General features: G+C 48.9%; 11 protein-coding genes. 5 read left to right on the top strand and 6 right to left on the bottom strand.

Annotation, left to right across the window (positions count from 1 at the left end; all coding sequences use genetic code 11):
- Window positions 1–100 precede the first annotated feature (100 nt).
- Window positions 101–2,314: a ferric-rhodotorulic acid/ferric-coprogen receptor FhuE gene (gene fhuE / locus GKC68_RS22310; RefSeq protein WP_342656941.1), complete on the bottom strand. Its 2,214-nt coding sequence runs from the start codon at window positions 2,312–2,314 to the stop codon at window positions 101–103.
- A 1,172-nt stretch (window positions 2,315–3,486) separates the two neighbouring features.
- Here fhuE and GKC68_RS22315 point away from each other — a divergent pair.
- Window positions 3,487–3,882, top strand: a complete 396-nt coding sequence (locus tag GKC68_RS22315) for an H-NS family nucleoid-associated regulatory protein (RefSeq protein ID WP_013028069.1) — start codon at window positions 3,487–3,489, stop codon at window positions 3,880–3,882.
- Window positions 3,883–3,943: 61 nt separating this feature from the next.
- Here GKC68_RS22315 and GKC68_RS22320 read toward each other — a convergent pair whose 3' ends face one another.
- On the bottom strand, window positions 3,944–5,044 hold the full coding sequence (locus tag GKC68_RS22320) for a site-specific integrase (RefSeq protein ID WP_047713468.1): 1,101 nt from the start codon (window positions 5,042–5,044) through the stop codon (window positions 3,944–3,946).
- A gap of 743 nt (window positions 5,045–5,787) precedes the next feature.
- Window positions 5,788–6,081 (bottom strand): hypothetical protein, encoded by a 294-nt coding sequence (locus tag GKC68_RS22325; protein ID WP_033766331.1) that lies wholly within the window; start codon window positions 6,079–6,081, stop codon window positions 5,788–5,790.
- 636 nt (window positions 6,082–6,717) lie between these two features.
- Between GKC68_RS22325 and GKC68_RS22330 the strand changes: the two genes are divergently transcribed.
- Entirely contained in the window at window positions 6,718–6,960 is a 243-nt protein-coding gene (locus GKC68_RS22330; RefSeq protein WP_013028065.1) for a ParD-like family protein, read from the top strand.
- On the top strand, window positions 6,960–7,745 hold the full coding sequence (gene map, locus GKC68_RS22335; RefSeq protein WP_028722582.1) for a type I methionyl aminopeptidase: 786 nt from the start codon (window positions 6,960–6,962) through the stop codon (window positions 7,743–7,745). The genes GKC68_RS22330 and map overlap by 1 nt, the downstream gene beginning before the upstream one ends.
- A gap of 98 nt (window positions 7,746–7,843) precedes the next feature.
- On the opposite strand, the gene GKC68_RS22340 is transcribed toward map, so the two are convergent.
- Both GKC68_RS22340 and GKC68_RS22345 read right to left on the bottom strand, forming a co-directional pair.
- Window positions 7,844–8,902, bottom strand: a complete 1,059-nt coding sequence (locus GKC68_RS22340; RefSeq protein WP_047713485.1) for a diguanylate cyclase — start codon at window positions 8,900–8,902, stop codon at window positions 7,844–7,846.
- Window positions 8,903–9,091: 189 nt separating this feature from the next.
- A complete protein-coding gene (locus GKC68_RS22345) occupies window positions 9,092–9,403 on the bottom strand; it encodes a hypothetical protein (RefSeq protein WP_014333049.1) in 312 nt (103 codons plus the stop codon).
- 170 nt (window positions 9,404–9,573) lie between these two features.
- Between GKC68_RS22345 and GKC68_RS22350 the strand changes: the two genes are divergently transcribed.
- On the top strand, window positions 9,574–10,260 hold the full coding sequence (locus GKC68_RS22350; RefSeq protein ID WP_028722585.1) for a hypothetical protein: 687 nt from the start codon (window positions 9,574–9,576) through the stop codon (window positions 10,258–10,260).
- A 285-nt stretch (window positions 10,261–10,545) separates the two neighbouring features.
- Here the strand turns inward: GKC68_RS22350 and GKC68_RS22355 are convergent, their stop codons facing one another.
- Entirely contained in the window at window positions 10,546–11,367 is an 822-nt protein-coding gene (locus GKC68_RS22355; protein ID WP_028722586.1) for a Cof-type HAD-IIB family hydrolase, read from the bottom strand.
- A 223-nt stretch (window positions 11,368–11,590) separates the two neighbouring features.
- On the opposite strand from GKC68_RS22355, the gene GKC68_RS22360 reads away from it, so the two are divergent.
- Window positions 11,591–12,850: a DUF1479 domain-containing protein gene (locus GKC68_RS22360; protein WP_247104942.1), complete on the top strand. Its 1,260-nt coding sequence runs from the start codon at window positions 11,591–11,593 to the stop codon at window positions 12,848–12,850.
- Window positions 12,851–12,884 lie beyond the last annotated feature (34 nt).

Here is a 12,884-nt window from a genome sequence, read left to right on the forward strand (position 1 = left end):
CAAAACGTGATGGATCAGCGATTTGCGCCGGGGCGAGGGGGAAAAAGCAGGGGACGCAAGCGCCCCGGATGAGGCGCTCACTGATGAAAGTCCGGCGTCTTCAGAAACGGTAGCTGGCCGTCACTGAGACGTTACGGGGTTCACCGTAAACGATATCCCCCGCAACATTCGTGTCATAGGTTTTATCAAAGAGGTTATTAATATTGCCCTGAACAGCAAAATTTTTCGTCACCTGGTAGCGGCTGAATAAATTGACTAACGCATAGCTGCCCTGCTCTGCACGCCACGTTCCGTTTCCTTCCGGTGCCGAATTATCGCTCCAGACGTGCGTTTGCCATTTCACTCCGCCACCCACAGTCAGATCAGGGAACAGGGGTAAACGGTAGCGCGTAAAGAGGTTAAACTGCGTTCGCGGTAAGTCGGGTTTTACCGCCGTGCCATCACGCTGTTCGGCAATATAACGCGTGCCTCCCAGGGTCATCTGCCAGTTATCTGTGATTGCGCCGTTAATTTCGAATTCAATTCCTCGGCTTACCGTGCCATTTTTGCCTTCATACGCTGACTCGGTGGTACCCGCAATAATGCGACCGGTGGTCTGCGCCACATTATCCAGCTCAGCCCGAAAGATCGAGAATGACGTGGTCAAGCGGCTGTCAAACCAGTCAGATTTAACGCCGGCTTCGTAGTTCTTACCAATAACCGGCGCCAGATAGGCACCTGAGCGATCACGATACGACTGCGGTTGAAACACGGAAGTATAGCTGGCGTACGTTGACCAGTTCTCATCAATGTCATAAATCAGACCCGCATAAGGCGTGATGTTATTTTCTTCCATATCGTTGGTCAGCGTATTTTTGCTCCAACGGGTGTAACGTGCGCCCAGTATCAGATTTAACGGATCCGCCAGTGAAATACGGGTGGCAAGGTAGCCCGAGGTTTGTCGGGTAATATCCTGCTGGGACAGGGTACGCGCCGCCCAATCCGTTTCCGGGAACTGGCCGTCAAAAAGGTTAAAATTCCCCAATTCTTGTGGCGAGATATTGGCAAAAGTACCGTAGTAGGTGTTTTTTTGTTTGCTGTAGCTAACACCGACCATCAATTCATGGGTGCGCCCGAAGAGTTGATAAGGGCCGCTGGCAAACGTATCCACAGCATCGACTTGACGTTTGGCTGAATTATATCCCGTGCCCGCAACGACAGGATAATCCGCATAGGGAGAAACGCCTGCCCCCGTATTTTTGTCAAAATAGCCGGCGATATACATCATTTTGCTGTTAAGCGTTGACCGATCGTGCGTACCGTTAAGGGTCCATTGCCATCCACTTGTAAAAGTGTGTTTGAGCCGGGCAAAGAGTTTTCTGCTCTCTTTATCGTTGTAAGTCCAGTCAGGGGCGGTATTAAAGCCGCGACGAAAATGGGTTTTACTCCCGTCTGTGTACCAACGCGGTAAACCGCCCCACATTGGGTTGTCAGTATTCAGCTGCTGAAATTCATAGCCTGCAGATAATGTGGTCGCGTCATTGAGATCGGCATCAATTACCCCGTAAACAAATTTCTTTTCAGCACCATAACGCTCAATAAAGCTATTATTATCCTGATAACCCGCAATCACTCTGCCCCGAACATTTCCTGCAGCATTCAACGGGGACTGCACATCCATAACGTAACGCTGTTTATTCCAGCTGCCATAGCTGGCGGATATCTCGCCTTCTGGCTGATGACGGTTGGCATGTTTACGTACCATGTTAACGGCAGCGGAAGGATTACCGGCACCGGTCAATAACCCGTTTGCGCCCCTGACCACTTCAATGCGTTCATATAATGCGCTATCCGTCTGAGCATCACCCAAATTCCAGCGTTCTTCGAATACAGTAGGAATACCGTCAATCAGATAATTGTCGATTAAAAACCCGCGAGAATAATAGGTCTTACGATCCATATCCGCTGTGCTGGTCTGAATAGCCGTGGTGTTGTCGAGAACATCATTTAACGACTGTAGCTGTTGGTCTTTCATGCGCTGCACGCTGATGATGCTTACAGACTGAGGAATATCGCGCACGGTCGAAAGTAACTTATTGCCCGCGCGGGTGACAGGTACGCTGTAGTCCGAGGGAGTATTTTCTGAAACCGGGTGTTCAGCCGCAGTAACGATAAGCGTCGGGTTGCTCGTATTCACATCCGTTGGCGTCTCTGCAAACGCATTTGGTGAAGATACGCCTGCCACCAGAGTTGCCAAAAGTGATAAGCGTGAGGGAATCAGAGGAAAAGTGGGCTTCACGCGATCCCTGTTCAGGAGGGGGATATTCAGAAACATTCTAACGCCTCTTTTTCTTTTTTTAGCAGCTACTGCCCTGCATCAGCCCCAGTTGGCTACTGTGTGGGCTGGCCATCAGGATTAAGGGCAAAAACAAAATGTAAAAACAAATGAGAAATATACTCATTTATATTATCATTGCAAGTTATTGTTAACATTTATATTAAAGGCACCAGAAAAGCCGATGTGTGTATTCTGTTGATAATGGGGATGTTTTAGCGCAAGTCGGGCGCAGCACTTCTGAACCAGAGCGCGTGACATAACGTTGCAACCAGAGGACTGGGATATTTATGAGCAATCCGTTTACCACCGTGTGAACAGAATTATCTCTCACACTCACTTATGCCTTTTTTCCTTATATATAATGCGGTTATTATCTGAAAAATGTGGACTACAGGTTCAAACAATATGGCGCAAAGAGGTAAAAGCTGTAATTAACAACGGTGATGGGATCGTGATTGCCCTTATTGACGCTTCGCATATCTTCAGATAATACCGACTTAGGGCCGTTGGATTGACAGAAAAAACGTTCAGCCTGGTATAAAGCCTGGCACAGGTTACAGGTTGCTTCATCAGGTTTTCGTAATAGCGAAATCCGGAATGTTATTTTACTCAGACAGGCTAAAGCCACTTCTTACCTTCGCAAAGCAGCCAACAGCTGCAACGTTCGGGTCATGGAGGGTTTAAGGGATGTCTGGCATCAACATCAGGATTTACACATAACAAAACGTTATCTTCAATAGCGGTTTCTATCGTAAGGCATTTTGGCCGCTCAGACATGCTTTTATTTAAGGGTGGACATTATTAACTATACGTTATCATTTCTCTCTGACGAGACAAATCACATCCTACCAGGTTTGCAACGCAACGATAAATCAAGATAGCCCGGTATTAGGTTTTGATTTTTATTGATTTTTTAACTTATTAAAAGACAATGTATAATTCATGTTGTGTAGAACCTGCTCGCCTTTCATTGGCATGAGACGGTTTGAATATGTTTAAAACATCAATGTATTCCTAAACTTTATGCCGTTTCTCAGGTTCTGAAAATCAGTAATAATCTTCACAGAAACAAATTTGTACATTTCGGACTGAAGAGATATTTCCTTCTGTGATTATTTTTCGTAGAATGGCGCTGTTTAAAATATTCGCTGTAATTTAAGGATTAATCAATGGATGCGCTCAAAGCATTAAATAACCTTCGTATTTTACGCGCACAAGCTCGGGAAATTGAGCTTGATGTGTTAAATGAGATGCTCGAAAAGCTTTCTGTCGTTGTCGCTGAACGCCGTGAAGAAGAAGAAGCTGAGCAAGCCCTGCTGCGTGAAAAAGCAGATAAGCTGGCTAAATATAAAGAAATGCTGATGAATGATGGCATCGATATTTCAGAGCTGATGGATTTACCTACAGAAACTAAAACAAAAGCTAAACGTGCCCCGCGCCCGGCTAAATATCAATATACCGACGAAAACGGTGAAAAGAAATCATGGACAGGTCAGGGCCGTACACCATCGCCTATTAAAAAGGCCCTGGATGCAGGCGGTTCTCTCGATGACTTCCTGATCTGACATAATTAAGCGGTGTTGATGAGGACACCGCTTTTTTATTGAATACAGCCAGACTATCCCGTTAAAGGCTCATGACCATGACAGATGAACTGTCTAATTTCAGTCTTTCACCATCATAACGATGATGTAGAAAATGGTAACTATCGCTGTTGATAATTACCTGTAATGATTCCGAATACTTTTCCAGTGCAGCGCGCATCTGCACGACATAGTCATGCGTATCGTAAACACGATCTATCCCTTCTAATGCATGATTCATGATTTTTCTCGCCACGTCGTTGGGTGTATCCAGTGCTGATAACTTTGAGCGTGCCGTTCGCCGCAAGTCACGTGGTGTAAAATGTTCCAGTCCCAGTCCGCGCGGTGCGCGTAACATTCGTCGCAGAGCCTGATTGAGCGCACCTTTTGACAGCGGTTGCATCACATCCCGCGGTGCCGGCACCAGCCAGGGCGAAGCAGGATCGCTGGCCTTTAACAGTGACTCGATACACAGGCGCATCAGGGAAGAGACCGGCAACGTATGTTCACGTTGCGATTTGTTCCGTGTACCTTGTTTCCACAGCCCTGACTGTAAATTAAATTCTGCTTTTCGAGCCTGAACGATCTCGTCTGGTCGTCGCGCGCTCACCAGACAAAGCCGCAGTGCCCAACGGGCCTGTTCAGAGAGCGCCCAGTTGTCCAGCCCATGCCAAAACACCCAAATCTCTGCATCCGACAACTGTCGACTGCGCGGTGAGGCTGCACGGCCTGCAATGTCACGTTTTCTCATTGAAGCAACAGGGGAATGCTCGAGATAACCCTGCATTTCTGCCCAGGATAAAAACTGCTTTGTCAAAGCGAATACGCGCCGCGCCTCTTCCTTTTTACCCTCTGAGATCAGTATGTTATAGAGTCTGTTTAGTCGTAATCGCGTCAGGCTTTTCAGCGGGAGTGAGCCAATATTCGGTAAGACATGCCTGAGAAGGGAGGAAATCGCGATTTCAGGGCGGCGACGCGTAACGAGTAATGACAGCTTTACCCAGACCTTAATGACCTGCTCGACCGTGCCCTCGTCACCAAAATTATCGACTTCAGACAGCGAAGCCCTTCTGACCTGCTCCAGCCATACCATGACGTGATGGCCGACATGGGGCGACCTTGTATTTATGCTGATTTCAGCCACTGCACTTTCCGAATAATAAAGCCGTATTGCAGATTCTACCTCTCTGACGGCTGTGACTCCAGACCTGTTAAGTCTGGAGTCACAAAGACGTCGCTGTGCTGATTCTGAGAAAAATTAAGGGTGAGGCATGACTCTTGTAAACGCCGAAACAGACACTGCACTTCCCCGTGACATTCGTAATGAGAGACGTTTTTCTTCACACTGGCATTGCTGTCGGGATTTTCAGAAGGGACTGAGGTGTTTACTGGATGGCACGTAACATGCAGAAAGGTGGGGTGGGCTTTACGCGGCGCTGTGCAGCTACCGCGACATGGTGTTGCCCCGTCGTCACTGACGAGACAACGGAAAACACGTTAATGACAAGGCGGGCGCGCAGTGCGGAAGGGTTCCACCCTACCCTGTATCTGCCTAGATAAGGATGGCGAGACTGAAGAGAACGCTTCAACAAGCGCAGTGTGCGCTTGCGTGGCAGTGTCCACCTGGCTAACGGCAATACAGACCTGAAAAATGGCCTGTCTGAGTTGATGAGGACAGCAAAATATTATCTATGACCTCGGCCAGCTCACCAGCCATACCGACAATTCTCAGAGTACGTTTTCCGGTGCCACTTGGCACGATGGGCTTATTCATCACATTCCTCCTGAAGGAAGAGGAATACGTTAACGCCCTGCACAGCTCCCAATCGTGCTAACCTGGCAATACAATCACGCGTTTATTGTGCGCAGAGATATCGGGATAAAACGTCAGCTTTTGCTGAAGGTGTAGTTAAACACTTTGCCATTTTTTGTCTGTACCGTGAGCGTTTCACCTGCCGAGGTAGCCAGCGCTCTGGCTTTACTGTACTTCCACATCAGTAACTGTTGTCCGTTAGGATACGGGGATTCCGTGTCAGGCGGGCCAAACATCGCGATCAGATCCGCTCGGGTTGTCAGGCCTGGCCTGATTTTCTGAACGGTTGCTGTATCAACGTTGCGACCCACTGAGCTGGAGCATGCGGCTAGCGCAAAGATCAGCCCTGTAACGAAGAGTGCTCTCATAAGGTTAATCCCGGTGGTTGAGTGCAATGTGGACACGCGTATCCTGTTATCATGCTGTTTTAAAAAGTAAAAGCCCTGGATAAAATATCACCGCCTGCGTTTAACCTCCCACACATTACCGCCGCTCTGCACAATCTACATCGGGTCTGGTCAACGGACATCCGCACCCGGCCTGTAACTGTAGCTGGGGCAACAACCAGAAAAAACAAACCTCTGTCTGCTTGTACCCAACTCATGAATGGCAGACATTAGCACGATAGCCAAAACGGAACAGGCGTGATGCGACAATAGCGCTGATTTCAACAGTAGATTATGGTTTATGATCCACTAAGTAACATGAAAAGTTAATCTGGATAATACCCCATGGGTTTATCACGTTTAACCCGGTCAGAGAATGATGTCTGACTTTGCTTATCGGTCATATCAAAGACTAAATCTGCCCGGCACGCCAATAAAAGGCCCTGGATTAGAACAGAGTAGATACGCAATCAGACTGCGCCATTAAGTTAGAAATTTATCGCGCTACTGGAAGAATGGCGCTGTCAGCATTTTTTACGGCCGGTTAATTCAGCTTTAACTGTCATCCCAAAAAGCGTAACCTTTATATAAAACGTATACATTCCATATAGGCTTCGCATGGGCATTGTTAAAATATCCGATCTGATGCATGAAAACTTACGCATCGCCAGCCAGGCGATGAGCCGCTCAATAAATGCGCAGGCTGAGCACTGGTTAAAACTTGGCATGCTGGCCGAGCTGTATCCCCAGCTGACACAACACGAGCTTGCTCAAACATTAATCCGCATTGAAATGAACGGCGGTGCCGATATTCGCCAGGTATTACATCATGCCGATTTAACCCCACAAGGAGAAGTGTAATGGGGAACGTTAAGATCCACTCTGCAGAAGAGATTGAAAAAGCCCGTGCTGCCGGGCACGCTGCCGCCCAGGTGCTGGCGATGATCACCCCTCATGTACGCCCGGGGATCACAACAGAGCAACTGGACGATATCTGTCATGATTATATTGTCAATGTACTCAACGTTACGCCCGCCAATATCGGTTACCACGGTTACACTCGTACCACCTGTACTTCCGTGAACCATGTTGTTTGCCACGGCATCCCGGCTGCCAAGTCATTGAAAGAAGGTGATATTGTGAATATCGATGTCGCCATTATTAAAGATGGCTGGTATGGCGATACCAGCCGCATGTATTTTGTGGGGACGCCATCCGTACGCGCAAAACGGCTGGTGGATATTACCTATCAGTCCATGGTTGCAGGTATTAAAACGGTTCGCCCGGGCGCGACACTGGGCGATATTGGCGCCGCTATTCAGCGCCTTGCTGAGCGCGCGGGTTTCTCCGTCGTTCGCGAATATTGCGGTCATGGCGTCGGTGAGATTTATCATACCGATCCTCAAATTCTTCACTACGGCACGCCGGGAGAAGGGATGCCTTTACAGGCAGGCATGATTTTTACCATCGAACCCATGATCAATGCTGGAAAAGCAGGGACCAGCGTGCTTTCTGATGGCTGGACGGTGGTTACAAAAGATCGATCTCTGTCTGCCCAGTGGGAGCATACCGTCGCCGTCACCGAGACGGGTTTTGACCTGCTCACGCCCTGGCCTGAAGGCACTGGCGACTATCCGGCTATCTGATACTTATGCCGCCTCAGAGGAGGCGGCATTAATAACAGTATGATGATGGACAACAGGTGAACGTTATCACTCCTCGTAATGCGTGGTTCCGCTGGGGTTCAGGCCCGCCATAATTTCAGGCCATTCCGCCCTGATCGTTTCACTTCATATAACGCTTTATCAGCGCGCCGCAGCCACTCATGTATTGAGTCGGCTTTATCAGCACTGGCAATGCCAATACTGACTGAACACCTGAACGTTACAGAAGCAGGCAGGCGCAATTGCCCAATGTTGCTTTGAAGCGATTCGGCCAGTCTGATGATGTCAACGTCATTTGAATCACGAATGATGACGCCAAGTTCATCTCCGCCAAACCGTGCCGGAATGTCTTTCATCCCCACGCTGTTACGTAACAGGCCGGAAATTTCAGCCAGCAAAAAATCTCCGGCTTCATGACCGAACGTATCATTAACGTTTTTGAAATGGTCGACATCTATCAATATCAGATACGCTCTGGTATCACCCCGTAAGGTGCGCAACAGCTCGCTTTCAAGCCGGCGTTCGAACAAACGACGATTAGGGATTTCCAGACCGGGATCCATCAGCGCAATTCTCTCCAGCTCACGGTTCTTCTGACGCAGGCTCAACGTCAAATTGTGTGATACAACGCTGAGTGCCAACATATAGAATGTGGCCAGTGGAAGGGTCAGCCATGCTGTGCGCGTACTAAACTCCATCAAAACCGGCGCGCCTTCCATGGTCCATACCAGAATAAAGGCAAACAGAAATGCCTGCGCAGCAGAGAGCAGCTGAGGCCAGCCGCCTGCGGCGTAACGGTCGGCCATCAAAACCGCGATGATGACAAAGGACGGCATAGGACTCACGGCCATCAGCGCAATCCAGATACCGCCAAATGCGGCATCCAGCGTTAAATTTGAACGCTCCCGCGCGGTGGAGTCCCGTGATGTTACGGCAAGGCGGTATGCCAGATAAGGCCAGATAAGAACGTTGCTAATCAGTAATACCAATATCGCTGGTTCTTTCCCCAGCTCCAGGAGAACGGATGCAATCGGCAAAAAACATAAAAGCGTGCCAAGCTGGCGCATGGCAAACATGCGACGGACAAATCGCGTGGATCGCATTTTGAGATGATGATCATCAGGTGAGTAATAGGTCATTCGCACGCGTAATTGACAATATATTTAGCGCAGTGTATCCACAAAAAACGCCCTGCGCTTTAATTTTTAAGACTTTTACCCTTTATTTGTTATTGCCGTTAAAATGACTCATGCCGATGATTTGGCCGGGTCCACACGGCCCAACGATCCATGTTATATCGTCAGGCCTTAGCGCGACTGGGCGTTACTTTATCTTCTGCGGCCTTTAGCCACTGAGGCGGACCAGTTGAAATCGCCGACTTCGCTGGCGGTAAGTGAAGAGGGTTTCTTTTTCCTGAGCGGTTTTTTACTTTCTTTTTCTGCTTTTAGCTTTTCATTAAGAAGTTTATCGGCCATGACCTGCTGACGGGCTTCGCTGTTTAGCTCTTTCTCTTTTTTTGCATCAGGTTCTTTGCCGGTGCGTTGACGGTGCTTCTGCATCAGGTTTTGAAGAACTTCGTTAACGGCGAGTCGCTCTTCATCACTGAACTGATCGATGGAAATCATTTTCTTGTCATTCATAATCGCTTTCCTCGTGGTGAGTTCATAAGCAGTGTACATCATGCCGCGCTCGCAAAGCGCATTCGCTGCGCGTTAAGTGACTCCGTCTGACAAGGTTAATCACGTTAAGCAGGTATCATTTCCCTTCAGGCAGACTAAAATAAGCGGAAATTTCAACGAGAATCGACGTTATGAAAATTCCCCTGCACAACGACCACAAACCTTTTATCACTGCCCTACTGGATGAAGCGGTAGAAGCGATTGAAATGCACACACCTCAGGCTGAACATATCGAACGCGCCTTTACCGTCGCCCTCCAGCAACAGAACCGCGAAGCAGAGGCGGACTGGAAGCGCACAATAACCTTTTTGGCGCTATTCGTTTTTCTGTATGCCGCACTGGGCGCCTCATTAACACTGGACCTGAGTCCGGCTGGTGCAAGCCACAAAAGCATTGAGTATGCTCTGGAGGCTGTTCCGGTACTGATTGCCTTTTCAGGTTTTTTTATCTCCGTACTGTATTTGTTCATTGTTCGCGCCGGTTCACGCCAACGCCGTAACTGGCAAAAAACGATTTTGATTCTGGAAAAATACACCCTCGGGAACCTGTTTAAACTGACGCACCAACAAGGCGCCGGCACCAGCAACTATTCACTCTCATCGATTATGCTTGCCCTTTCCCTGTTCATTTGCCTGACCTGGTTGATTATCTATAACTATCTGACCTTCACCACCAGCGGCGTATTCGGTAGCGTAATTTCTTTATTTATCAGCACGATGGTTTACGTCATTCTGGATATTCAACTCCTCAAGCCTTGGCAGGCCGTTGCTGAAACGGAGCCTTCAGGCGCTGAGGATGAGAAGAAAGCCGATAAATAATGCCCGCCCGGCCTGGGCCGGGCTTTTCGCGATTTTCCTGCCCAGACAAAGGCGACGCCGATCTAGCCGGACGGGATTAAGAAAAGCACTTAATGTATGTTGTAACTATTGCCATTAACTTGTTTTTGTATGCGGTTTAGTTGTCCGGTACTGGCATCGCCTGCCAGCACCTTATACAGTTGCAAAATATCAAAAGCAGACAAAATAAGTGACAACGTCACGTCAAGTTTGTTTTTGAAGGGGCTCCCCTTCCGCGCTCACGACTGAAAAGCCGCCATTCCGGCGTTATTCAAAAGGGAATTCCCGCGCCAGCACTCTGGCAATCACGTTTAGCGCCCCTTCATCCTGATTGCTTTCCGTTTTAAACCGCGCAACGGCTGAGACCGACTCAACAGCATTGGCCATAGCAAAACTGAAACAGGCCTGGCGCAACATTTCGAGATCGTTTGCACTGTCACCGATGGCCACCACCTCACAATCGCTAATGCCCCATTTTTGTTGCAGCAAAGCAATACCATGTGCCTTGTGACAGCCAGGAATAATCAGGTCAATAAAGCCATAGCCGCTGGATACCGGATGCATAATATGATCGATTTCGCCGAGCTGGTTGTGCAGACGATCCATCAGGCTGTCTATGCCCTCGTTCGCCAGGTTAAGCGAAAATTTAAAAATGGTGTCATCGATATCGTAAAGATTATCGCGCTTTTCAAGTCGGTAATAATGATTGTTAAGCATCTGCATAACGCTGTCAGGCATTGAAGAATGAACATAAGCGCCCTTGCGTCCACAAACGACAGTGCTGATATCCGGCTCTTTTGCCAGGATATCCAACACGCGGTGCACGCTTTTCTTTGCCAGCTCACCACAAAAAATTTCATCATCGCCTTCGGATACCCACGCACCATTTTCGGCAACAAACGCAATGTCGTTTTTGATGTCGGGAAAGTAGCGCTGTAGCTGATAATATTGATTGCCACTGGCGACAACAAAGTGAATACCTTTTTGCTTTAACAGGGCGTACTGGCGTGAAAAGCGCTGGACGTTGTACTGCTTATTTTCGTCCAGAAACGTCCCATCCATATCCACTGCAATCATCCTTACTGCCATTGTCATCCCCCCTTTTTCCCGGCCTGAACAGGCTCACTCTTTTTAAGCTTACTCGTTGAAGGGGATAATGAGAATTCAAGTCATCAAAAATCCTTCTGTTCGCTCACATTGTGCGCCAGTTCCGGTTTTCACCACTATCAATCTGTTAAACATAGTGCTGACTTTCGAATGAAATGAAATAAACCTTCATATGTAAAATGAAAACACTGTTAAGGGCGCAGTCATGAATGTAAAGCTTCAGCACACGGCGTTACCCACGGATATTTCAGCCGCCATCCGCCAGTTTAAACAGCAAATTCGTCAGCAGATTGGCGATGTTGAAGGCTTATTCAGGCAGGTTTGCCTAAGAACCGAGCAGGCGATAAGTGACGCAAAAGCGGAAGAGCGGCTAAGCGGCAGCGCCTGGCCGGTTATTTCACCCGATGAGATCGCACAAGGGCTGACGCCTGAAACCCGAGAAAGCATCAAGCGCCGTGGCTGTGTGGTGGTTAAGCAGCATTTCCCTCGGGAACAGGCGCTGGCATGGGATGCCTCCATGCTGCGTTACCTGGACGAAAATCAGTTCGATGCACAGTACCGCGGCCCGGGCGATAATTTCTTCGGCAGCCTGGAAGCATCCCGCCCTGAAATCTATCCCATCTACTGGTCTCAGGCACAAATGGAGGCGCGCCAGAGTCCTGAAATGGCCCGGGTGCAGTCATGTTTAAATCGACTGTGGACGTTTGAATCCGGGGGCCAGCAATGGTTCGATCCAGACGTGAATCTTATTTATCCGGATCGCATTCGTCGGCGACCGCCAGGAACGACCTCGAAAGGGTTGGGCGCACACACTGACTCCGGCGCGCTGGAACGCTGGCTGTTGCCCGCTTACCAACGTGTTTTTCGATCGATTTTTGACGGCAATCTTGAGCATTACGACCCATGGCATGCCGCACATCGCAGCGAGGTGGATGAGTTTGATGTTCCTGATACCACGAAATGCTCGGCTTTCCGAACGTTTCAGGGATGGACGGCGCTGTCCGATATGATGCCGGGTCAGGGCTTATTGCACGTGGTTCCCGTACCGGAGGCCATGGCATATGTGCTGCTGCGCCCATTGTTATCGGATGTCGCTGACGATGAATTATGTGGTGTTAAACCGGGGCGCGTACTCCCGATTAGTGAAAAATGGCACCCGCATTTGGTAAAAGGCTTATGCTCCGTACCGGCGATCAGCGCTGGCGATTCGGTATGGTGGCACTGTGACCTGATCCATGCGGTCGCACCGGTTGAAAATCAACAGGGATGGGGAAACGTTATGTATATTCCCGCGGCGCCAATGTGTGATAAAAACCGCGCTTATGCGCATCTGGTGGCGAGTGCACTTGAGCAAGGTCATTCCCCTGCTGATTTTCCGCCTGAACATTACGAGGCTGGCTGGAGGAACCGGTTTACCCTTGCCGATCTCAATTCAGTGGGTAAACGTGGGCTGGGTTTAAACTGAACCCAGTGAGACTCAACGTCAGAGCAGAGAACCA

The sequence above is a fragment of the Pantoea sp. RSPAM1 genome (genome assembly GCF_038816185.1).
GTDB classification, from domain to species: domain Bacteria; phylum Pseudomonadota; class Gammaproteobacteria; order Enterobacterales; family Enterobacteriaceae; genus Pantoea; species Pantoea ananatis.

Coding starts and splice junctions, on each gene's coding strand:
- GKC68_RS22345 (WP_014333049.1), bottom strand. CDS start 9,403: ATGAATGACAAGAAAATGATTTCCATCGATCAGTTCAGTGATGAAGAG.
- fhuE (WP_342656941.1), bottom strand. CDS start 2,314: ATGTTTCTGAATATCCCCCTCCTGAACAGGGATCGCGTGAAGCCCACT.
- GKC68_RS22350 (WP_028722585.1), top strand. CDS start 9,574: ATGAAAATTCCCCTGCACAACGACCACAAACCTTTTATCACTGCCCTA.
- GKC68_RS22325 (WP_033766331.1), bottom strand. CDS start 6,081: ATGAGAGCACTCTTCGTTACAGGGCTGATCTTTGCGCTAGCCGCATGC.
- GKC68_RS22315 (WP_013028069.1), top strand. CDS start 3,487: ATGGATGCGCTCAAAGCATTAAATAACCTTCGTATTTTACGCGCACAA.
- GKC68_RS22360 (WP_247104942.1), top strand. CDS start 11,591: ATGAATGTAAAGCTTCAGCACACGGCGTTACCCACGGATATTTCAGCC.
- map (WP_028722582.1), top strand. CDS start 6,960: ATGGGGAACGTTAAGATCCACTCTGCAGAAGAGATTGAAAAAGCCCGT.
- GKC68_RS22355 (WP_028722586.1), bottom strand. CDS start 11,367: ATGGCAGTAAGGATGATTGCAGTGGATATGGATGGGACGTTTCTGGAC.
- GKC68_RS22330 (WP_013028065.1), top strand. CDS start 6,718: ATGGGCATTGTTAAAATATCCGATCTGATGCATGAAAACTTACGCATC.
- GKC68_RS22340 (WP_047713485.1), bottom strand. CDS start 8,902: ATGACCTATTACTCACCTGATGATCATCATCTCAAAATGCGATCCACG.